This window comes from Rhodococcus sp. (in: high G+C Gram-positive bacteria) (assembly GCF_049591685.1).
Taxonomy (GTDB): Bacteria; Actinomycetota; Actinomycetes; order Mycobacteriales; family Mycobacteriaceae; genus Rhodococcoides.
Map to the genome: position 1 here is coordinate 1 of NZ_JBAWFH010000389.1, position 21,702 is coordinate 21,702.

Here is a 21,702-nt window from a genome sequence, read left to right on the forward strand (position 1 = left end):
GCCTAGCGTTGCTGAAGTACCTGGTCGACGATGCCGTAATCAAGAGCAGCAGACGCAGTGAGCACCAGGTCGCGATCGGTGTCGTGCCTGAGCGTTGCCGCGTCTCGGCCTGTGTGGTGAGCCAGTATCGCCTCCATCTCTGCGCGCACTCGCACCACTTCGTCTGCGGCCAGAATGAGGTCCGGAATGGTGCCCCGGCCCTGTGCGGCCGGTTGGTGCAGGACCACCCGACTGTGCGTCAGCGCCGATCGACGCCCGGGCGCTCCGGCGGCGAGCAGTACCGCCCCTGCCGCCACGGCCTGGCCGACACACGTTGTAGCAACTGGTGATTTGACGAACTGCATGGTGTCGTAGACGGCCAGCATCGCTGCGGTGTCGCCGCCCTCGCAGTTTAGGTACATCGAAATTTCGCTGTCGGGAGAGTCGGACTCCAAGTGTAGGAGCTGCGCGATAAGTGCGTTGGCCACTCCGGCATCGATCCCGGTTCCGAGGTAGACGATGCGTTCACTGAGCAAGTGCGAGTAAACGTCGACGACGCGTTCACCACGCGAATCACGAGTGATCACATTGGGAATGGTGTACGAGCTCATCACCGCACCCCCATTCCGACCGGGACGCGTCGAACCGGCGTTACCTGATCGAACGAGTCGACGATGACGTCGACGAAGCCGTACTCACGGGCAGCCTCGGCGCTGAACCATCGGTCGTGCAGAGAGTCGTCGAAAATTTGTTCGCGCGTCTGCCCGGTGTCGTCGTCGATGAGCCCGAGAACGGTGTCGCGAGTGTGGCGCAGGTCGTTGGCCTGGACTTCTACCTCCACGGCCGAGCCGCCGATACCGGCGGAACCCTGGTGCATCAGAATGCGCGAGTGCGGCAATGCGTACCGCTTGCCATGGGCACCCGATGACAGCAGGAATTGACCCGCGCTGCAGGCCAATCCGAGAGCCAACGTCGAGACGTCACAGGGAACGAGGCGCATCACGTCGCGAATGGCCAGCATTGCAGGCACCGACCCACCCGGGGAATGAATCCACAGGGCGATGTCGGCCGACGAATTCTCGGCGGCGAGAGTCAACAGATGCGTCGCGAGGAGGGTTCCGTTGTCGTCGTCGAGAGCGCCGTCCAGAACGAGAACCCGATGACGGAGAAGTTGATGTCTGATGTCGGAGGAAAACATGCGTGGCGCCGATTCGGTCATGACTCCACCATTGACTACCGATGCCTGTGCGCGCCAATGACTCTGCTGGCAGCAGATCAGCTCACAGCTTCACTCGCAAGGACGCAACAAAAGCCCCGGCAAGACCGTCGTAATCAGTTACCCCACCATCACAACACGCATCCATGCAGCGGCTCATGCGAACTAATACCGCGCTGCGATTTCCAGGCCCCGGAGCCGGTCCGCCGGCGTGCGCCTCGGGCAGCTGGTGCACTTGTCTGCGTCGCCTGTTTCGTAGATGAGGCAGCAGGAGGAACGCTGTGTGAAGCGTCGCCCACCGACGTCGACGAATCGGGGTGCCGGCAGCGTCGACGGCATCGCTCCGATCAGCCAGCTCGCGAAGTCGCTACCAACTGATCGATCACCCAATGCCGCACCGACATCCAGGCTCCGGTTCGCGATGGAGTCCGATGCGATGGCCCACAACGCCTGCTTGCGGGCGCCGGAGGCAGGCGCCAACGCGTCGACAATCTCGGTGAATGCTTCGTTCAATGCCGCAGGCAATTCTGCGACGGGTACCACTCGGTCCGACACCGTTCCGCCGAGGTATCCATCCGGCCTCAGCGAGCATCGTGCACCATCCAGCCGAGGATCAGCGGCCTCGCCGGTCACCATCGCAGTGGCGATCGCGAGGAACGCGAGAGTCGAGCTGGCCGAATACCACCACAGCGTCCCGTTGACGCGGCCGTCGGTGCAGTGCCACCGACGACCGGTGTCGGAGACCCTCGCGCGCATCCAGTGAACATCTCGCATCACGGACGCAGGCAGCTCGAACGGACCGCTCACGTACTCCCGCAAGCCTTCGACCCGTTCTGCGGCAATATAGTAGACGCTCATGCCAAGCCATGAATGTCGATAGCCGGTCGCGGTGTCGTGCGAACGGTCGCGCGAATGCCGAATACATCGGCGAGCAGCCGGTCGTCGAGAACCTCGACTGTCGGCCCGGACGCCACCACGCAGCCGCCGTCGAGCACGGCGAGACTGTGGCAGTACTCCACTGCAAGCCGTAGATCGTGCACGGTGACGACGATAGCCAACCCATCCGCAGCCAGGTCCCGGACCGCATTCATGACGGTCAACTGTTGGCGTAGATCGAGGTGGTTGGTCGGCTCGTCGAGCAGCAGAACTCGCGGCTGTTGCGCCAAGGCTCGCGCGATGGAAACTCGCTGGCGTTCCCCACCGGAGAGCGCACCCACGTCGCGGTGCGCGAGATCCAGCAGGTCGACGCGATGGAGGCATGCGGTGACGATGTCGTCGTCGGAGGACGTTTGCCGGTCGAACCAGCCGCGATGCGGCACACGGCCCAGTGCGACGGATTCTCGTACCGTCAACCCGATTGATGCCTGCGGCTCCTGGGTTCCGACGCCGACCGTGCGTGACAGTTCCGAGCGCTTCATTGCGAGAGCATCGTCGCCGTCGACAAGCACTGTCCCGGCGGTCGGCATCAGCGCCCGGTAACAGCACCGTAGTGCGGTTGTCTTGCCCGATCCATTGGGGCCGACCAGGCCGAGAACCTCCCCTGCCGCGACGTCGAAGCCGATGTGGTGCAGCACCTCTCGTGAACCCAGGCGCGCGGTCACGTTGCGTACGGTCAGGCTCATCACATTTCCCTCGCGTAGCGGCGGTAGAGCATGAACACAAAAATCGGCGCACCGACCAGCGCGGTAACCACCCCGACCGGCACCTCTGTGCTCCGTGCGAGGGAGCGAGCGAGCGTGTCGGCTCCGACCAGAGCGATAGCACCGAACAACGCGGCAACGGGAACAAGCCTGACTGCGCGGGTGCCGACAACGTAGCCCGCCAGGTGCGGAACGAGCAATCCGACGAATCCAATTCCGCCACTGACGGATACGGCGGCGCCCGCCAGAAGCGAAACGGCGAGCAACTGCACCAATCGGAATCGGCGAACGTTCACGCCCAACGCTGCCGCGCCGTCGTCACCTGTCTTCAACAGGTCCATCCTGGGCGCACCGACCATCACCACAATGCCGACGACGACGAGAGCCAGTGCCGGAAAGGCGAGGGTCGACCACCGAGCGTCGCCGAAACCGCCGGCAAGCCAATGCATTACTGCGCTGAGACTTCGTTCGTCCGCGAACACGAGGAGCGTGAAAGTGATGAGCGCGGTGAAGACGCTGCCCAACGCGACTCCGACCAGGACGATCGCCGTCGATTGCGGATACCGACCTCCAATTGCCAACGCCAAGAACAGCGGAACCATCGCCCCGACGAATGCGGCCGCCGGCACGGTGAACGCGCCGAGCGCACCTGCTCCGACGCCGAGCGTCATTACCAGCACTACGCCGAACCCCGCACCCGACGAGACGCCCAGAAGATACGGATCCGCGAGCGGGTTGCGGGTGACAGCTTGCGCAACACCGCCTGCAACAGCGAGCGAGGCGCCGACCACCGCAGCGGTCAGCGACCGCGGCAAGCGCGAATCCACGACGATCACCGCGCGTGCCTCGGTCCACCACGATTCGAAGACTCCCGGTGCGAGCCTGTGAGCAACGATGGCCCACACGTCGCCGATGGGGATCAGCACCGACCCGAACGAGACCGCCGCTGCGATTGCCGTCAGTAGAGTTGCAGTCGAAAACACGAGGACCATGCCGAACCGGATGCGCGAGGATCGCGCGCTCGGAACCTCCGCGTCGGCGGCGAGCCTGTCGAGGACTGCCGTCATCAGAAGCGCTCGGGATGCAATGCGCGAGCGATTGCTTCGGCGCTCCCGACGAGGCGGGGGCTCTCGAAGAAGTCATCGAGCGGAACGACGACGAAGTTGTTCTGCTGCACGGCAGGCGTCGTGGCCATGATCGGTTGGCTTTTCAAGAACTCGATCTTGCCCTCCGCCGACGTGTCACCGTAGTCGAGGACGACGATGGCCTCGGGAGCGCGTTCGCCGACGATCTCCCACGTGGTGTCGAGGTACGGACGCTCGCCTTCGGGAAAAATGTTCTCCGCTCCGGCGTGATCGGCGATGAGTTGCCCGACGCCGACCCCACCGATCGTCATGGGCTCGTTCTCACCCGAGTCGTAGAAGAACGTCGGGATCGCCTCGACTCCGAACAGTGCGGCGTCGATCTCGGCGAGGCCGCCGGTCACACCGTCGGTGACGCTACGCGCGGCGTCCTCAACTCCCAGAATTTTGCCCAGCTCGGTGTAGTCGGTCTCCAGCATGCCGATGTCGGCGAGCCCGGATCCGCAGTATTCGGAGAACAGGAACGTCGGGATCCCCACCTCGGCGAACGACGAGCGCGATCGACCTTCCTTCTCGTCGAACGCGCTGCGCATCCCGCCCACGATGAGGTCCGGGTCGAGATCGAGTATTTGCTCCTTCGTCGGATATTCGTCGGCCAGGCCGGGTATCGACGCGAACTCGTCGGCAGCCTCCGGCGTGGGAACGGCATTGCGGTAGCCCATCCCCACGATCCGGTCGGCCACTCCCATTCCAAGGAGAACCTCCGTGACATGGTCGTTCATCGAGACGATGCGCACGGGTGGGGCGTCGAATCGCTGAACGAGATCGCAGTTGGTGATTTCGACGGGCTGGTCGAACGAAGCCGCCTCCTCAGCGGCGGCCTGCGATTCACCACGGGAACAGCCGGCGAGAAGTAGAAGCGCCGCCGTACTGACGGCGACGCGGTTGAAGCGTGACATGAGAACCTCACTGGAGCTCAGAGCCACGAAATGAGAGTCGGGTGCGCAGCACGAAACGCCACGCGCGGGACTGCCGATTCGTAGACCACGACGAATAGGTTGTCGCACACCAGCCGCTGGGTAATCGGGCTCGCTACCTCAGTGAAGAGAGGCAGCCCACCGTTGCGGGTCAGCGCCGGATTTCGACCGGCTTCCCCCAATGCGACTGGCTTGCTTGTGTTCGCCTCGCAGTATGCACCAGTACGTCAGGTCCGCGTCAAGGCCTCCCCCAATGTGCGGTTCAGCGTGCTCAGCGCCCGAGCTGCGGTTCTGACGGGGCCTGGCGAACGGGCGTGTTCGCGCAATACGTCCGCCGCAGACGTTTCGGTGAGTTTCTCCGGCGGCTCGACTTGCACTCCGCGGAGGGCTTTTCGGACGTCGGCGATGATGGCTTCGGTGACCTGCGCCGCGGCCCTCAGCGCATCGGCAGCCGCCTGCGTGGGCGCAGATTCCGGCGAGGACTGCGACGCACCTACACCCGCTCTGGCCAGAGAATGCACGGCTCATTCCCGACCTTTTAGAATTCGAAGCACTCGCCCGGTGCCGCGGCGCATTCTCGTCGTCGGGCCGACTGCCAGCGGCTTGGCAGACGTCACACACTCCTGCAGCGCCTTGTCGAGAGGTCGCATCTTCGCCACCAGATCGGTCGTACGGCCAGGCTCGACGACCGAACCGATACTGGCATCAACGACGCTTGCCATCTCGTCGAGATAGTTCTCGACTTTGTCGATCATCGTCGACTTCGTTCCGGTGGAGAAGACAAGAAACGCGGATGCGATCCCGACGACGCCTCCGGCGATGGTTTCGTAGATGCGGAGTTCGAGCACTTCGATGCTGAAGGTTCCGAGAAGCCCGTACAGCATGGCGAGCATGACGGTGACGAAGAACGACAGCAGGGCGTAGGCGACGGTGACGAGGTAGAACGCGCAGAACACACTTACCACGAGTAGGAGCAGCTGCAGCGGCTCATTGTTGCCGACGAGTACCGACAACAGCACGCCTGCAACCACTCCGGCGACTGTCCCGACGACGCGATGCCCTGCCCGGGTAAGTATCTCGCCCCGCGTCGATACGCCGGTAAACACCAGGAACGCGGTCAGAACTGCCCAGTACCACCGGTCGGGCGAGATCATCTCGCCCAGAACGGTTGCCGCACTGGTCGCGACGGCCACCTGAATCGCGGCTCTGGAACTCGGGTTCAGACCGGTGGCCGCCTCTTTCTCTTCCTTGTCCGGCTTCGGACCGGACGTCACGACGCGATCACGCTGCGATCTGTCCTTCACGGCGGCCGACGATTGCACCGCGACGACCACACCGAGCAGAGCGACGGTCAACGGCTGACCCATCAGACGCGACCCAGGCAGCAGCACCGCCATTGCGAGCAGAACGGTGATAGTCGTGGCCGACGCGCTGCGAAGCCGCAACCTTCCAGGATCGGAGACGGCGAGAAAGCGTGCCGCTTCCTGAACCGACCGTGTTGCCATCCTCCGATTATGCGGGTTGTGGACCCCGCTGGGCTCGAACCGCGGGGGCACTCGAATGCGGAAGCAACCGGCTTCGGTCCTCGGGTAGCAGCAGGTCGACGACCGCCCCGTCGTCGAATCGATAGGGTTGCGTCAGCACGATTCCCGACAGGTGTTTGCGTAACCGCGACATCTCCGCGCGAACGGTGATCGTGCGGCCGGCGTCGCCGAACAGATCCGCTGCCATCTGGGCTGCGGTGCGACCCTCACGGGCGAGCGCCAACAGGTACAGCATCTCGGCATGCCGCGGAGTGGGCTCGTGCGTCCACTCCCCCATCTCACTGCGAATGTTCACCCTGGTACGCGAATTGCGGAGATCAATGGTGACGGTGGTCGTGGCGTCGGCGGTCTCGTCGGTAACTGTCGGCCGGACCAACCAACCGCCGGGTAGCGGCTCGAAATCGCACACACCGAACGTCGGCAGCCAGAACCGCCCGGCCGCAACGTCTTCGGGGAGGAGGATTCGATTGTGCAACGCCACAGACTCGACGGCGGCGACCCACCCGTTGTTGTCGACCGCCAAGGCGGGAGACTGCAGACGAGCGAGCATCGGAGCGGCGACGGATCTCAGCCGGTCGAGATTCTGCCGATGATGTTCGCGTAGTTGCGATTCGGCGAGCCTGGCTATGGCGTCGACCAGTGCGAGTGTCGTCGGGTGCACTGAACTGGCCGGGCCGCTGACGTCGACCGCACCGATCACGTGCCCGGTGCGGGGGTCCTTGATCGGGGCACCGGCACAGGTCCACGGGTGATGGCTGCGCACATAGTGTTCCGCGGAGAATATCTGAACTGCACGCCGGGAGACGAGCGCGGTACCGATCGCGTTGGTGCCGACGGAGTCCTCCGCCCAGCTCGCGCCCTCGACGAAACCGAGTCCGTCCGCGCGGTCCAACACTGCCGTCGAACCGCTGCGCCACAGCACCCGTCCGTGTCGGTCGGCGACGACGAGAATGTTGTCCCCGTCCTGCACGACCGACTCGAGGCCGCGGGCGAGGTCGTCGAGAATGTCGAACAACCCCGATTCCCGACGGCTGAGCTCGAGATCGGACACGTCGATCTGCACCGAGTTGGCACTGCGCTGCTCGGGGTCGATCCCCAGCGTCTGTAGGCGTCGCCAGGAATCACCGATCACCTCGCGTGGCCGGGCGGGCGCCTTGCCGCCCGCCATCGTCGCGTCGTAGACGGCAGTGAGAATCTGCGCATAGCGGCGCGGGTCCTCGCCGGCCGCCAGCGCAGGTTCGGGTCCTGTCGACTGAGTCATCACTGCCAATTGTGCTCCAGATCACGTCGACCGTGCAAAGTCGGCTCAGCGGTAGACGAGGCCACCGTCGATGAGACCCGCCTGACCAGTCATGTAGTCCGAATCGGGACCCGAGAGGTACGAGACGAACGCCGCGACATCCTCGGGCGTCTGCGCACGACCGAGAGCAATTCCGCCGACGAACTTGTCGTAGGTCTCGCCTTCCGCCGCGCCCGTCAGCTCGGCGAATCGCTTGTCGATCGTCACCCACATGTCGGTGCCGACCACCCCGGGGCAATATGCATTGACGGTGATGCCGTGCGCCGCGTATTCCTTGGCGGCAGCCTGCGTCAACGCCCGGACGGCGAATTTGGTGGCACTGTAGACGCCGAGCATCGCGAATCCGTCATGACCGGCGATGGACGACGCATTGACGATTTTTCCCTTCTGTCCGAGAGTCTTGAATTTCGCTGCAGCAGCTTGGATTCCCCACAGCACACCGTCGACGTTCACGGCCCAGATCTTCCGCACGTCATCCGGACGCACGTCGTCGATGGGTGCCACCTGGGCGATTCCCGCGTTGTTGATCATGACGTCGAACCCACCCAAAGCCTCGTGCGCGTAGTCGACGGCTGCGAACACCTGATCGCGATCACTGACATCGGCGACGAACGTCGTTGCCTTGCTTCCTCTCTCGCGAACTTCGGCAGCGACGTCGTCGATCTTGCCGGAGTTCACGTCGACGAGCGCGATGTCATGGCCGTCGGCGGCCAACCTCAACGCGATGCCGCGGCCGATCCCCTGGCCGCCACCGGTGACGAGTACGACGCTCATGCCTGCCCCTCGCTGTCGCGTCCAACTGCAGGATCTACCAGGACCTTCATCTTCGTGCCTGCATGGAGAGCCTCGAATCCCTCGTCGATGACAGACTCGAGGGCGATCTTGTCCACCCAACCCGTCGTGTCGTACTTGCCTTGACTCATCAGGTCGATGACGGCGTCGTAGTCAGCGGAGGTGTAGCAGAGCGATCCCTGGATGCGCGACTCGTTCATGACGATCTTCTGCAGCGGTGTCATCAAAGGCTTTTCGTAGATCGCAACGCTGATCAACGGCTTACGGGCACCGATGCAGCCGAGTGCGGTCTCGACTGCGGGCTGCACACCCGCCGCATCGTAGATGGCGTCGGCGCCGCGGCCTTCGGTGGTGTCGGCGATGAAGGCAGGGACGTCGAGCGCCGTCGGATCGAGAGTTTTCGCGCCGAGCGCTTCGATCGATGCTCGACGAGTCGGCGACGGCTCGACAACGTAGACGTCGCCGACGCCCTTGCCTCGCAGCGCGAACCACAGGCCGATACCGATCGGCCCTGCGCCGAACACCATCGCAGTGTCGTCGGGTTTCGGTTCACCGAGCGTCGCGGCGTGGAAAGCAACGGACATGGGTTCGACGAGTGCGCCCAACTCCAACGACACGTTCTCGGGAAGATGATGAATCATGTTCGTCGGCACGACGGTGTATTCGGCCATCCCTCCGTCGGACATCAGTCCGTGGAAGCCGATCTGCTGACAGATGTTGTAGTTTCCTGCCCGACAGGGACCGCAGTGGCCACATCGGTAGAGCGGTTCGATGGCGACACGATCGCCGACCTCGATACCAGTCACTCCCTTACCTGTCTCGGTTACGGTTCCCGAGAACTCGTGGCCCAGCACGAGCGGCAACTGCTGGTTCGTCAGCGGATGCGGCTCGGTTGGGATGAAGATCGGTCCGGCGTAGTACTCGTGCAGGTCGGTGCCGCAAATACCGTTGTAGCCGACCTCGACCTTGACCTCGCCCTCCCCCGGCGACGGCTCAGGCACGTCGGCGATCTCCACCTTGTTCGGTCCGTAATACACAGCTGCGCGCATCGCATTTCTCCTCGTTCGGTAGCCGATGCACGTATGTCTATGTGACCCGAAGCACATTCAACAGGGTTGCAGGGTGTTGCATCAGCTGACAGAGCCGATCCAACGTGTCGACACGCCCTGCAACCCTCCGCAACCCTGACGCAGCTCGTGTGGTCCAGATCATAGTTGCGGCGCGACTTCACGCGCAGACACCTAGGAGAGCAGATCATGACCGCAACTGTTTCACCCGCACAGGACGTTTCACCAGAGGTGTCGCGACGAGGCGGTTGGTTCGCTTTCGGGGTCGCCAATCTGGTCGTGGTCGTGGCGGTCTCGCTGGCGAGTTGGTACCTCCTCGCCGATCCGACGACGAGTCCGTGGAACTTCTACCCACTCCCGTTCAACGCTGCACTCTTCTGGGCGATCCTGTTCATCGTCTTCATCGGGTTCGACTGTGAATTCGCGGGATTCGACAAGCTCGGCCAACCATGGCGCGGCTTCGCGATTCTGGGATCGACGGGTGTGTTCGCCGTTGCGGTGACCTGGCTCCTCGGCAGCGGCGTCGGTTCGCTGTTTCCCGATTTCGCCGGAACCCGCGACGGCGGGCTCGGATACTTCGCCGGCGCGCTGTTCGTATTGTTCGGGTTCGCGACCTGGGTGATGGTGGTGTTGAACTGGCAACACTGGCCGTGGACGGCACTGCTGTCACGTGGTCACTCCGCAGGCTCCGCTCCGGCGAAGCAACCGCTCATCGGCCTGTGCGAGATCGCCTTCGTCTCCGTCCCGACTCTCGCCCTGTACTTCGTCTTCGGACTGCCGTCGGTGTCGTTGATCGCGACGAACCCGTTGATGACGGTGGACACCGTTCTCGGCTGGTTCTACTCGATCGTCGTCGCGGTGATCCTGACCGGACAGACACTCGACAACTGGCCATGGAAGCTGTTCGGCGGGGGCGGAAAGACAGCACTGGCGGCGACGGTCGGCAACGTCCTGTTCGGTACCGCCATCTATTTCCTCATGGTCCCGCTCGCGAAGCTTCTGTTGGGTTCCGGCGCGACCGACGAGCTGGGTGGCGTCGTGAATCAATTTCCGGCGCAGATCGGGGTGTGCTGGGCCTTCTGGATGATTTTCTGGGCCAACGGTTTCGGTAACAGATGTGCGCCGGCAGTGCGCGCAGTACTGACGTTCGTGCTGGCGTTGGGAACCTTCGTTCTCTACTACCGCTTCGGCGCCGAACACATCCTGCACGAACCCGAGATTGCCACCGGTCTGAGCGGCAACGCTCTCGGTTTCGTCGACTGGCTGGTGCTGTGGACGTTGATCTACGTCGTCGGATTCCAGTCGTTGGGGATGCGCAGGCTTTTTCAGGACGGTGTCGGCGCAGGGCACTGATGCTCGACGGGTTATCGCAGGTCGCGATAGATCACGACGATGTTCGTTCCCGTGGCCAGCAGCGCTGCGGCGGACAGCCCGAACATGGCGTGGAACGAATCGCTGAAGTGCGAGGGTGAGGCGAAGCCGGCCTCGACCGACGCTCTGGTCAGATCCCTACCGTCGGCAACCGCCTCGCCCACGTGCAACATCCGAGCCCACAGCCGATACCGTCTGAAGCTCGTTCCCGTTTCCGCGGAGAAGAGGTGCAGAAAGCGCGATGTCGAGAGGTTCACCGCAGCGGCCAGATCCGACGCCGCGACGACCCCTCCCGGCTTGGCACGCGCGATCTGCATAGCCTCGCGGATACGGTCGTCGAGCAGCCGCGGCTCCGGTCCGCTGATCGGCGAGTGCGGTGTTCGGCGGGATTTGGTGCGATTTCTCCAGTCGGTGGACTCTCGCTACACCCTCGATGCAGCCCGCTTGTTCGGCGAGGTGAGTCAACCGGTTCTCGTGGCATGGGCGTCCGACGACAGATTCTTCCCCCTGGAACATGCAGAACGCCTGGCCGAGGACTTCTCCGACACGCGATTGTCGGTGGTGACTGGTTCCCGCACGTGGGTCTCGTAGGACAAACCCGAGGAACTCGCGTCGTTGATCGGTCACTTCGTCAGTGATGCGGGTCACGTGCAACCCACTGCAACTCTCGACCTTTGTCGTCCCAGGGAGTGTGCTGGGTCACAGCACACGACACGAACGACGAGGGAGCCACGCATGACTCAGACCATCGAACCGCCGGTCCACACGCAGACCCCGCAGCAACGGGTCGACGCGTGGTTGGCAGATTTCGAGGCGGCACTTGCGGTACGCGACATCGAACGCGTCGCTGCAAAGTTCGCTGTGGACAGCTTCTGGCGCGACCTGGTGACCTTCACGTGGAACCTCAAGACCGTCGAGGGCAGGGACGGCATCAAGGGCATGCTGGCCGAGCGGCTGGACGACACCGATCCGTCGAACTTCCGCACCACCGAGACGCCCGACGAGGCCGACGGCGTCACCTCGGCGTGGATCGAGTTCGAGACGTCGACGAGCCGCGGCAAAGGCCACCTCCGCTTGAAGGGCGATGAGGCGTGGACCTTGCTCACCACGATGCAGGAATTGAAGGGCCACGAGGAGCGGCAGGGATCAACCCGGGTCAAGGGCGCGGTACACGGTTCGAACGCCGACACGCAGAACTGGGCCGAGAAGAAGGAGGTCGAGGAGAAAGAACTGGGCTACAGCGTTCAGCCGTATGCGTTGATCATCGGCGGCGGTCAGGGTGGCATCGCACTCGGTGCGCGCTTCCGCCAGCTGGGTGTACCGGCCATTGTCGTCGACCGAGGCGAACGTCCGGGGGATCAGTGGCGCGGACGCTACAAGTCCCTGTGCCTGCACGACCCGGTCTGGTACGACCACCTGCCCTATCTGCCGTTTCCGCCGAACTGGCCGGTGTTTGCGCCGAAGGACAAGATCGGTGACTGGCTCGAGATGTACACCAAGGTGATGGAGGTTCCGTACTGGAACCGAACCACAGCGAAGTCCGCGACGTACGACGAGACCGCGAAGGAATGGACCGTCGTCGTCGACCGTGACGGCGAAGAAGTGATCCTGCGCCCGAAGCAGCTGGTGATGGCGACGGGAATGTCCGGCAAGAAGAACGTTCCGAACTTCCCCGGCATGGATGTCTTCGAAGGCGAACAACACCATTCGAGTGAGCACCCAGGCCCCGACGCCTATGTCGGCAAGAAGGTCGTCGTCGTCGGTTCGAACAACTCCGCGCACGATATTTGCAAAGCACTGTACGAAACGGGCGTCGATGTGACGATGCTGCAGCGCTCGTCCACGCACATCGTGAAGTCCGATTCGCTGTGCGAAATAGCGCTCGGCGACCTGTATTCCGAGCGGGCAGTGGAATCCGGAATGACCACTGCCAAAGCCGACCTGACATTCGCGTCACTCCCCTACCGGATCATGCACGAATTTCAAATTCCGGTGTACCAGCAGATTGCGGAGCAGGACAAGGACTTCTACGAGCGACTCGAACGAGCCGGCTTTCAGCACGACTTCGGCGACGACGGATCGGGCCTGTTCATGAAGTATCTACGCCGCGGGTCGGGTTACTACATCGACGTCGGCGCGTCCGAACTGGTAGCCGACGGCAAGATCAAGTTGGTCGGCGGTCAGGTGTCGCACATCAGCAAGACCGGCGTCGTGCTCGAAGACGGAACCGAGTTGCCCGCAGACCTCATCGTCTACGCCACCGGTTACGGCTCGATGAACGGGTGGGTCGCCGACCTGATCGACCAGGAGACAGCCGACAAGGTCGGCAAGTGCTGGGGCCTCGGCTCCGACACCACCAAGGATCCCGGCCCGTGGGAGGGCGAGCAGCGCAACATGTGGAAGCCGACGCAGCAGGAAAACCTGTGGTTCCACGGCGGCAATCTTCATCAGTCGCGGCACTATTCGCTGTACCTCGCACTGCAGATCAAAGCCCGGTACGAAGGGCTGGACACGCCGGTGTTCGGGCTTCAAGAAGTCCATCACCTCAGCTGACCGATGGAGATGCGGTTCGGGTGTTCATCAGCACCCGACCCGCACTACTGACTCTGCGCCTTCGCGATGAGAGCGTCCTCCGACCGGACCTGGTCGAGGTTGACGACCCGAGTAGGCAAAATAGAGCTGTACAACCAATCCGTCGCGACACGCACTCTCGCCGCCGCTGTCGGGAGGGCGTACAGGTGATAGCCGCGGGCAACGAACTTCGCCACCGGTCCTTTGAGCTTGACGCCCAACGGCTTTGCCACACCATCGAACCCGCCCAGATCGGCCACGAGTCCGAGATCCTTGTGCACATAGTCCTTGGATTCGCCGACGCCCAAGCTCGCCGCGACATTGCGTGCCACGCGGACGCCCTGACGTTGCGCATGCTGCGCCGTCGGCGGTGTCGGCTTCGACGGGTCGGCCGCGAGGTCGGGCACAGCCGCCGCGTCACCCATCGCCCACACATCGGGCACGCCGGGCACCGACATATCTGCGTTGACGACGAGGCGGCCCTTCTCCGTCGGCAATCCGAGCTTTCCGATCAACGGGCTCGCGGCGACCCCGGCGCCCCACACCAGCGTCCGCGACGGTACGACGGTTCCATCGGTGAGAGTGACCGAGTTGGCGGTGGCGGACTCGACGGTTACTTCGAGCCGCACGTCGACGCCGCGCTCCTTCAACACTCCGAGCGCCTCCTTGCCGAGTTCCTCACCCAACTCGGGGAGGACCGCCGGGGCGAGGTCCACGAGCAGCCACTTGACCTCGTCGGGATCGACCGTTGCCCAGCGCGCGGCGATGCCCTTGATCCAATTCTGCATCTGCGCAACGAATTCGGTACCCGTGTAACCCGCGCCGACGGCCACGACCGTCAAGCGCTCGGCACGCTCGGCGCGCCCAGCAGGGGTGTCCGGCAACGAATCGGCGGCATCCAGCTGCGCGAGAACATGATTGCGGATGAAGGTTGCTTCGCTCAGAGTCTTGAGACCGTGCGCATTTTCGGCGACACCCGGAATATCGAACTGACGCGTCACCGATCCCGGCGCAAGTACGAGCTTGTCGTACTCGATTTCGGTCGAGCCCTCATTGTCCTCGACGCGCAACCGCTTCTCGCCGAAATCGACAGCCGTCACGTGACCGAGCACCGTCCGCGTTCGTCGCAACGTCTGACGAATGGACACCGCGATGTCGCGGGGGTCGAGCACACCCGTCGCGACCTCAGGGAGAAGAGGGCTGTAGAGCATGTAGTCGTTCGGCGCCACGAGGGTCAGCGACGTTCGTTCCGGCTCGAGCAGTTTCTGGAGCTTGCGCAGAGCATGGAACCCCCCGAAGCCGCCCCCGACCACCACGATCTTGGCCGGTGCGGGCGGAAGCGGAGCTGACTTTCGCAAACGCTGACCCAATGTCGCCATGATTTCCACCCTACTGCCGGTCCACGTCGGCGTCCCCCTGTCTGCGCAAACACGGCAATGCACACTGGAATGGCAAGCCAGCGGCGAGCCGTGTCCGATGTGCAGCGCCGCCATGGTGTGGGCAGGCGTTTCCCGAATCGTGTTCGCGGCGTCGGCGCCCGAGTTCGCGAAGATACTCACCGGGGGGCCGCAATTCTCGCTCCGCTGCGCCGACGTCGTTGCTGCCGCGGATGTCGACATCGCCGTCGAAGGCCCCATCCTGCAGGACGAGGCCTTGACGGTCATGCGCTGACGCAGTGAACGTCAGACGAGCCGTGTTTCCGGTGACTGCGTTTTCGACGGGTCCGTTTCGATGGAACCGGCCAATGCGTCGTCGATCTTCTTCAATACGTCGGCGTCGAGTGTCACCTCGGAGGCCTTGATGTTCTCGCCGATCTGCTCCGGCCGCGAAGCGCCGACGAGTGCTGCGGACACGTTGTCGTTGGCGAGGACCCAAGCCACGGCCAGCTGCGCCATGGTGATGCCGAGGTCGTCGGCGATCGGCTTCAGTTGCTGTACCCGGGTGAGTGTTTCGTCGTTCAGGTAACGCTCGATCATCTTGTCGCCGCCTTTGTCGTCGGTGGCGCGAGAACCCTCCGGCAACGGACGACCCGGCACATATTTGCCCGTGAGCACACCTTGGGCGATCGGCGACCACACGACCTGCGAGATACCGAGCTCTTTCGACGCCGGAATCACCTCCGCCTCGATGACCCTCCACAGCGCCGAGTACTGCGGCTGATTGGAAACGATCGAGAAGCCGTTCTCTCGCGCCAGCGCCTGTCCGCGGCGCAATTGATCGGCGGTCCATTCCGACACCCCGATGTACAGCGCCTTTCCGCGGCGCACGAGGTCACCGAACGCGGCCATCGTTTCTTCCAGCGGCGTCTCGTAGTCGAAACGGTGAGCCTGGTAGAGGTCGACGTAATCGGTGCCCAGCCTGCGCAGTGACCCGTCGATGCCTTCGACAATGTGCTTGCGGGACAGGCCGGTGTCGTTGGGGCCCTTCTGTCCAACAGGAAAGTACACCTTGGTGAAAATCTCCAACGACTCACGCCGAACGCCCGTCAGGGCTTCACCCAGAACGGTCTCGGCGGCGCCGTTGGCGTAGACGTCGGCGGTGTCGAAAGTGGTGATGCCGGCGTCGAGAGCGGCGTGAACACACTGCGTCGCCACGTCGTTCTCGACCTGCGACCCGTGCGTCAACCAGTTGCCGTAGGTGATCTCGGAGACCTTCAGTCCGCTGTTGCCCAAGTATCGATATGCCATGCCGGAAACGCTACGCCTGCCCCTACAGGTACTTCTTCAGCTCCATCTTCGCGATCGACATCTTGTGCACCTCGTCGGGTCCGTCGGCGAGTCGAAGTGTGCGGATGTGGGCGTACATCATGGCCAACGGGAAGTCGTTGCTGACTCCGCCGCCGCCGTGCACCTGAATGGCACGGTCGATCACCTTCAGAGCCATCTCGGGTGCGGCCACCTTGATCGCGGCGATCTCGGTGCGCGCCTCCTTGTTGCCGACGGTGTCCATCAAGTACGCGGCTTTGAGCGTCAGCAGTCGCGTCTTCTCGATGTCGATGCGCGCCTCGGCGATCCAGTCCTGAATGTTGGCCCGCGTGGCGATGGGCTTGCCGAAGGTCACCCTGGATACCGCACGCCGACAGAGCAATTCGAGGGCACGCTCTGCGACGCCGATGGTACGCATGGCGTGGTGGATGCGGCCCGGCCCGAGGCGGGCCTGGCTGATGGCAAATCCCTCGCCCGGCCCCTTCAACACGTCCTTCGACGGCACCCGCACATCTTCGAACAACACTTCGGCGTGGCCTTCGCGGTCGATGTAGCCGAACACGGGCAGATTCCGCAGGACGGTGACGCCGGGCGCGTCGATGGGCACGACGAGCATCGACTGCTGCCGGTGCGATGGCGCGTCCGGTTCGGTCTTGCCCATCACGATGAGAACCTTGCAATTCTTGTGCATCGCGTTGGACGTCCACCACTTACGGCCGTTGAGAATGTAGTCGTCGCCGTCACGCTCCATTCGCATCGCGATGTTGGTGGCGTCGGAACTGGCGACCTCGGGCTCGGTCATGGCGAAAGCCGAACGAATTGTGCCGTCCAGCAACGGTTGTAGGTACTTCTCCTTGTGTTCGTCCGTTCCGAACAGGGTGAACACTTCCATGTTGCCGGTGTCGGGGGCGTTGCAGTTGCAGGCCTCCGGCGCAAGCATGCTGCGCCCCATGATCTCGGCGAGAGGGGCGTATTCGAGGTTCGTCAGCCCCGGACCCCATTCGGCGTGGGGATGGAAGAGGTTCCAGAGTCCGCGTGACCTGGCCTCTTTCTTGAGGTCCTCGATGATCTGCGGTTGTCCGTGCGGGTCTCCCAACTCACGCATCTGCTCCTCGTACACCGACTCGGCGGGGTAGATGTGCGAGTCCATGAACTCGAGCAGATCGGTCTGGTATTTCCTGCCGCGGTCGGTGGTTTCGAAGAACGACACGATGGTTTTGTCTCCCTAGTTCGATTCGCCCAGAAGGGCTTTTTGGTAGCGACGCATACCGCGAAGCCACCTGTCGTAGTCGGCACCCTTGTTGCGGTACATGTCCAACACGTTGGCGTGCGGAAGGATCAGAAATTGCTCCGCATCCATTGCAGCAAGCACTATTTCGGCGACGTCGGCCGGCTCGAGCACGTCGCCGGCAGACAGTACCGCCTGCGTTGCTACCGCACCGAGCGCGTTACCCGAGTCCTGCCCCGCGTACAGCAGCTTGGTGTTGACGCCCATGGGGCAGAGGCAACTGACCCTGATGCCGCGGTCGCCGTAGGTGACATTGAGCCATTCGGCGAATCCGACCGCCGCGTGTTTGGTGGTTGCATATGTGGCAGAACCGATTTGAGTCAACAACCCGGCGGCGGACGCCGTGCTGACGAAGTAACCGTCTCCGCGCTCGAGCCACGTCGGCACCAGCTGCTGCGCTGCTCGGATGTGCGCGCGAAGGTTGACCTCGATCGACAGATCCCAGTCGGCTTCCGACGCCTCGAGCCCGGGTGCGCCGCTGATGCCCGCATTGGCGAAGTACAGGTCGACCGGGCCGTAAGTGTCCTCGGCCAGTGCGATGAGAGCGGAAATATCCTCGGACTTCGATGCATCGGCACCGAGCGAAGTGGCAGCACCGGGACTGGTCTGCTCGATACGCGTCACGGTCTCCGACGCGGACGTGGGATCGAGGTCCGACACCACCACCCGAGCGCCCTCCGCCACGAGCCGTTCGGCAAGGGCCCCGCCGATACCCCCGCCTCCACCGGTGACCACGGCAACCTTGCCTGTAACCTTCATCACCCAGGTATAGCATGCCGGGTCAGCGCTCGTACGCTCCGCTCAGCACACGTTGTGACCAGCGCACCAAGGGATTCGACAACGGTGAAAAGGACCCGCGCGCAGGTCACCCGGAGAAGTGCCGACGCAGTCGAGACACCATCTCTTCAGTTGCGACGCCGGCGCGCTCTGACCACACCAGGACGAGGAGGGCATCGACGGGGATGTCGTCGACGGGGACCGCGATCAGCCGGCTCGCGTAGTCCGTCGCCATAGATCGACTGAGGATTCCGACGCCCATCCCTCGTGCGGCCAGATCGGCAACAGCACCGGGGGCACTCGCGTCGAAGGCGATGTCGGCAACAAACCCCTTTGCCGCGCAGGCCTCGTCGAACACCGTCCTTATGCCGGTACCGCGTGGGAGGCAAACGACCCGCCGCGCACAGACCTCACGCAAACTCACCGACGAGGCGCGGGCGAATGCGTCGTCGTGCGGCACGCAGGCCGCCAAGCCCTCACGAACGATGACCAGCGAGTCGAGGCCGACGGGAGGCGATCCCGACGCGCCCACCAGCGCCAGGTCGAGCGCGCCGGAACGGACGCTGTCGATCAAGTCCGAGGAAGCGCCTTCGCGCAACCTCACCTCGACGCCGGGATAGTCGGCGTGAAAATCCGCCAACCCGTCGAAGAGCGGGGTGACCGTGCACGCGGTGACCATGCCGATGTCGACGGTTCCGCGGACGAGCGCGTTGATCTCGTCTACCGAACGCTGGACTGCCCCTGCAGCTTCGAGCGCGACGCGCGCGTGTTCGAGCACGGCGCGACCGGCTTCCGTCGGCTTCGCAACCCGAGTGCTGCGATCAACCAACTCCGCACCGATCTCGTTCTCCAGCACGCGGATCTGAGCGCTGATTCCGGATTGACTGATGTGCACGCGTGCGGCGGCGCGGGTGAAGTTCGCTTCCTCGACGACTGCCACGAAGTACTCCAGCTGACGCAGTTCCATAACCTGAAATTGTAGTTTTGATCAGAACAGTCCGTTGGACTTCTGGATTCCACGCCGAGACGATGGAATGCATGACCTACGAAACAGCGATGACCCCCGAAGACATCACCCGATTGTTCGTCGAACGCTCCAACGCGGGCGACGCCGACGGAGTTGCGCAGCTGTACGCCGACGATGCCGTCATGGCATATCCAGCGAACCGAGAAACCGTCGGCCGCGCAGCCATCCGCGAACTCTGGGCGTCGGTACTCGCGCACGAGCCGCACTTCGAACTCGAGCACAGCCTGCCCACGTTGGTCCGCGGCGACATCGCGCTGACGTCGACCGCGCCGAAGGACGAAGCGGGCGCCCGCGCGCAGGTGGTGCAACGCCAACCCGACGGTTCCTGGCTGCGCATCATCGACCGCCCCGAGTTCACACCGATATCGTGAAACCAACGGGCCAAACCGCACCTAGCCCCCGAGCACATTCGACTCTCTGACAGTATCGGCAACCGTGATCACGCAGCGACTACGCCGGACCTTCGACGCCGTTGCGCAGCGACTCGGCCGCAGCATTGCCTCGCTGAACGAACAGGCGCAGGAGTTCGATTCCGCCGACCCCTGGTTCCTCAGCGCCGAGGAGCGCGGCAATCCCGACACTCGGATAGCAGCGTGGACCATCGGCAATCGGGTGACTCCGCTCGTGCACGGTCGGCCGTACTTCGAAGCACTCGAGCGTGCCTTGCGCGCAGCAGGCGACGGCGACCTGGTGCTCTTCACCGATTGGCGCGGCGACCCCGAGCAGTTGCTCACCGACGACGGCATCACGGTCGAGGACGCATTGACCGGCGTCGCCGAGCGCGGCGGGATCGTCAAGGGCATGGTGTGGCGTTCGCATATCGAGACCCTCGGGTTCACCGGGCCGAAGAACCGGAAGCTTGCCTTGCGCCTCGAAGAGGCCGGCGGTGAGGTCTTGCTCGACCAGCGGGTCCTGACGCTCGGCAGCCATCACCAGAAATTCGCCGTCGTGCGGTACCGCGATGCGGACAAGGTCGATGTCGCGTTCGTCGGTGGGATCGACCTGGCACGCGCTCGACGCGACGATGCCGACCATTTCGGCGACCCCGTCAGTAGGCCCTTCCCGCCGGAATACGGCGAGACCCCGGCATGGCACGACATGCAGGTGCAGGTGCAGGGCCCCGCGGTCCGAGACATGGAAGACGTCTTTCGCGAGCGATGGGACGATCCGTCCCCGCTGTCCCGGCTTCCGTGGCACGTCGTCTCCGACGCGGTACGAGGCGTCAATATCGAACGATCGGCTCTACCGGAGCAGCGCGCAGACCCTGCCCACGCCGGAAGCTGCGCGGTTCAGTTGCTTCGAACGTATCCACGGCGACGGCCGGCGTACCCCTTCGCGACCGAGGGCGAGTTCAGCGCTGCCCGGGCTTACGCGAAGGTGCTTCAGCGCGCTCGTCGGTTGATCTACGTCGAAGATCAGTACCTGTGGTCGGTCGACGTCGCGCGGGTGTTCGCGGCGGCACTCGAACGCTCCCCCGACCTGCGTCTGGTCATCGTCGTACCCCGGCACCTCGACGACGACAGCCCCATCACCATCCCGTCGGCGTTGCTCGGCCACTCCGCTGCACTCGACGTCATCAGCGCTGCGGGCGGCGACCGAGTGCTCGTGCTCGACCTCGAGAACGACCGCGGCATACCGGTCTACGTGCACTCGAAGGTCTGCATCGTCGACGACGTGTGGGCCGCCGTCGGCTCCGACAACTTCAACCGCCGGTCGTGGACGCACGACTCGGAACTCACGGCGGCGATCGTCGACGACGAACGTGACACGCGTGCTCCCGCAGATCCCGGTGGCCTCGGCGACGGCGCGCGCGTCTTCGCCCGCGAACTACGTCTCGAACTGGCCCGCGAGCATCTGAACCGCGACGGCGGCGACGACGAGGACCTCATCGATCCCACGTCGTTCTTCGATGCGATGAAAGCGAGCGCCGACAAACTCGACGCGTGGCACCAGGCCCCGTCGTCTTCACCCAGACCGGCCGGGCGAGTGCGGCCGCACACCATCGACGTGCCGCCCCAGTGGCAGCAACGACTCGCGGCGGTTGCCTACCGACTGTTCGTCGATCCGGACGGTCGACCGATGAAGATGCGGTTTCGACGCCAGTTCTGACCGGGGGGTCAGGACAGCGCTGCCACGATCCGATCGGCCAGAGGCTTGGTCGACGCCGGGTTCTGCCCCGTGTAGAGGTTCCGGTCGACGACCACGTGCGGCGCCCACGCATCACCGGAAGAGAACTGGGCACCCGATTGGCGGAGCCGCGTCTCGAGCAGCCACGGCGCCTTGTCGGCGAGACCGGCCTGCGTCTCTTCTTCGTCGGTGAACCCGGTCAGTTGGTATCCGTCGAATGCCCACACACCGTCCGATCG

The 21,702-nt window shown here is 63.9% G+C and carries 24 protein-coding genes and 1 riboswitch; of the genes, 6 read left to right on the top strand and 18 right to left on the bottom strand.

Going from position 1 to position 21,702, the window contains the following annotated elements; translation table 11 throughout:
• Window positions 1–2 precede the first annotated feature (2 nt).
• The 11 genes from WBQ44_RS16155 to WBQ44_RS16205 form a co-directional block, all read right to left on the bottom strand.
• Complete coding sequence (locus WBQ44_RS16155; RefSeq protein WP_495567685.1) at window positions 3–590, bottom strand: ClpP family protease; 588 nt, start codon at window positions 588–590, stop codon at window positions 3–5.
• A complete protein-coding gene (locus WBQ44_RS16160) occupies window positions 590–1,198 on the bottom strand; it encodes a ClpP family protease (protein ID WP_495567686.1) in 609 nt (202 codons plus the stop codon). The genes WBQ44_RS16155 and WBQ44_RS16160 overlap by 1 nt, the downstream gene beginning before the upstream one ends.
• 162 nt (window positions 1,199–1,360) lie before the next feature.
• Window positions 1,361–2,053, bottom strand: a complete 693-nt coding sequence (locus tag WBQ44_RS16165) for a (2Fe-2S)-binding protein (RefSeq protein ID WP_495567687.1) — start codon at window positions 2,051–2,053, stop codon at window positions 1,361–1,363.
• The gene (locus tag WBQ44_RS16170; protein ID WP_495567688.1) at window positions 2,050–2,820 is read right to left on the bottom strand and encodes an ABC transporter ATP-binding protein; all 771 of its coding nucleotides are present in this window, start codon (window positions 2,818–2,820) and stop codon (window positions 2,050–2,052) included. The genes WBQ44_RS16165 and WBQ44_RS16170 overlap by 4 nt, the downstream gene beginning before the upstream one ends.
• The gene (locus tag WBQ44_RS16175; protein ID WP_495567705.1) at window positions 2,817–3,827 is read right to left on the bottom strand and encodes a FecCD family ABC transporter permease; all 1,011 of its coding nucleotides are present in this window, start codon (window positions 3,825–3,827) and stop codon (window positions 2,817–2,819) included. The genes WBQ44_RS16170 and WBQ44_RS16175 overlap by 4 nt, the downstream gene beginning before the upstream one ends.
• A 74-nt stretch (window positions 3,828–3,901) precedes the next feature.
• Window positions 3,902–4,876: an ABC transporter substrate-binding protein gene (locus tag WBQ44_RS16180; protein ID WP_495567706.1), complete on the bottom strand. Its 975-nt coding sequence runs from the start codon at window positions 4,874–4,876 to the stop codon at window positions 3,902–3,904.
• Window positions 4,877–4,973: 97 nt separating this feature from the next.
• A riboswitch (cobalamin riboswitch) is annotated at window positions 4,974–5,098 on the bottom strand.
• Between the two features lie 23 nt (window positions 5,099–5,121).
• A complete protein-coding gene (locus WBQ44_RS16185; RefSeq protein ID WP_495567689.1) occupies window positions 5,122–5,415 on the bottom strand; it encodes a hypothetical protein in 294 nt (97 codons plus the stop codon).
• Between the two features lie 3 nt (window positions 5,416–5,418).
• Window positions 5,419–6,399, bottom strand: a complete 981-nt coding sequence (locus WBQ44_RS16190; protein WP_495567690.1) for an FUSC family protein — start codon at window positions 6,397–6,399, stop codon at window positions 5,419–5,421.
• 7 nt (window positions 6,400–6,406) lie between these two features.
• A complete protein-coding gene (locus WBQ44_RS16195; protein ID WP_495567691.1) occupies window positions 6,407–7,699 on the bottom strand; it encodes a GAF domain-containing protein in 1,293 nt (430 codons plus the stop codon).
• Window positions 7,700–7,744: 45 nt separating this feature from the next.
• The gene (locus tag WBQ44_RS16200) at window positions 7,745–8,512 is read right to left on the bottom strand and encodes an acetoin reductase (protein ID WP_495567692.1); all 768 of its coding nucleotides are present in this window, start codon (window positions 8,510–8,512) and stop codon (window positions 7,745–7,747) included.
• Window positions 8,509–9,579, bottom strand: coding sequence for a 2,3-butanediol dehydrogenase (locus WBQ44_RS16205; protein WP_495567693.1), 1,071 nt, complete (start codon window positions 9,577–9,579; stop codon window positions 8,509–8,511). The genes WBQ44_RS16200 and WBQ44_RS16205 overlap by 4 nt, the downstream gene beginning before the upstream one ends.
• A gap of 207 nt (window positions 9,580–9,786) precedes the next feature.
• Here WBQ44_RS16205 and WBQ44_RS16210 point away from each other — a divergent pair, with 207 nt between their 5' ends.
• A complete protein-coding gene (locus WBQ44_RS16210) occupies window positions 9,787–10,950 on the top strand; it encodes a hypothetical protein (protein WP_495567694.1) in 1,164 nt (387 codons plus the stop codon).
• Window positions 10,951–10,961: 11 nt separating this feature from the next.
• Here the strand turns inward: WBQ44_RS16210 and WBQ44_RS16215 are convergent, their stop codons facing one another.
• Complete coding sequence (locus WBQ44_RS16215) at window positions 10,962–11,285, bottom strand: helix-turn-helix domain-containing protein (protein ID WP_495567695.1); 324 nt, start codon at window positions 11,283–11,285, stop codon at window positions 10,962–10,964.
• A gap of 76 nt (window positions 11,286–11,361) precedes the next feature.
• Here WBQ44_RS16215 and WBQ44_RS16220 point away from each other — a divergent pair, with 76 nt between their 5' ends.
• Together WBQ44_RS16220 and WBQ44_RS16225 are read left to right on the top strand one after the other, a co-directional pair.
• Window positions 11,362–11,559, top strand: coding sequence for an alpha/beta fold hydrolase (locus tag WBQ44_RS16220; RefSeq protein ID WP_495567696.1), 198 nt, complete (start codon window positions 11,362–11,364; stop codon window positions 11,557–11,559).
• Window positions 11,560–11,703: 144 nt separating this feature from the next.
• Window positions 11,704–13,521 carry an NAD(P)-binding domain-containing protein gene (locus WBQ44_RS16225; protein WP_495567697.1) on the top strand — a complete coding sequence of 606 codons (1,818 nt, stop codon included), beginning with the start codon at window positions 11,704–11,706 and terminating at the stop codon, window positions 13,519–13,521.
• Between the two features lie 44 nt (window positions 13,522–13,565).
• Here the strand turns inward: WBQ44_RS16225 and WBQ44_RS16230 are convergent, their stop codons facing one another.
• Complete coding sequence (locus WBQ44_RS16230; RefSeq protein ID WP_495567698.1) at window positions 13,566–14,918, bottom strand: NAD(P)/FAD-dependent oxidoreductase; 1,353 nt, start codon at window positions 14,916–14,918, stop codon at window positions 13,566–13,568.
• On the opposite strand from WBQ44_RS16230, the gene WBQ44_RS16235 reads away from it, so the two are divergent.
• Window positions 14,917–15,210: a tRNA-specific adenosine deaminase gene (locus tag WBQ44_RS16235; protein WP_495567699.1), complete on the top strand. Its 294-nt coding sequence runs from the start codon at window positions 14,917–14,919 to the stop codon at window positions 15,208–15,210. The two genes, WBQ44_RS16230 and WBQ44_RS16235, sit on opposite strands and share 2 nt — an antisense overlap.
• Before the next feature lie 11 nt (window positions 15,211–15,221).
• On the opposite strand, the gene WBQ44_RS16240 is transcribed toward WBQ44_RS16235, so the two are convergent.
• The 4 genes from WBQ44_RS16240 to WBQ44_RS16255 form a co-directional block, all read right to left on the bottom strand.
• Complete coding sequence (locus WBQ44_RS16240) at window positions 15,222–16,226, bottom strand: aldo/keto reductase family protein (protein ID WP_495567700.1); 1,005 nt, start codon at window positions 16,224–16,226, stop codon at window positions 15,222–15,224.
• 22 nt (window positions 16,227–16,248) lie between these two features.
• Complete coding sequence (locus WBQ44_RS16245) at window positions 16,249–17,394, bottom strand: acyl-CoA dehydrogenase family protein (protein WP_495567707.1); 1,146 nt, start codon at window positions 17,392–17,394, stop codon at window positions 16,249–16,251.
• 75 nt (window positions 17,395–17,469) lie between these two features.
• On the bottom strand, window positions 17,470–18,291 hold the full coding sequence (locus WBQ44_RS16250; RefSeq protein WP_495567708.1) for an SDR family oxidoreductase: 822 nt from the start codon (window positions 18,289–18,291) through the stop codon (window positions 17,470–17,472).
• A gap of 106 nt (window positions 18,292–18,397) precedes the next feature.
• Window positions 18,398–19,276, bottom strand: a complete 879-nt coding sequence (locus tag WBQ44_RS16255; protein ID WP_495567701.1) for a LysR family transcriptional regulator — start codon at window positions 19,274–19,276, stop codon at window positions 18,398–18,400.
• Between the two features lie 71 nt (window positions 19,277–19,347).
• On the opposite strand from WBQ44_RS16255, the gene WBQ44_RS16260 reads away from it, so the two are divergent.
• Window positions 19,348–19,707 (top strand): YybH family protein, encoded by a 360-nt coding sequence (locus WBQ44_RS16260; protein ID WP_495567702.1) that lies wholly within the window; start codon window positions 19,348–19,350, stop codon window positions 19,705–19,707.
• A 64-nt stretch (window positions 19,708–19,771) separates the two neighbouring features.
• Window positions 19,772–21,445: a phospholipase D family protein gene (locus WBQ44_RS16265; RefSeq protein ID WP_495567703.1), complete on the top strand. Its 1,674-nt coding sequence runs from the start codon at window positions 19,772–19,774 to the stop codon at window positions 21,443–21,445.
• An 8-nt stretch (window positions 21,446–21,453) separates the two neighbouring features.
• Here the strand turns inward: WBQ44_RS16265 and WBQ44_RS16270 are convergent.
• Window positions 21,454–21,702: type 1 glutamine amidotransferase family protein (locus WBQ44_RS16270; protein WP_495567704.1), on the bottom strand; the 249-nt coding region annotated here is incomplete at its 5' end.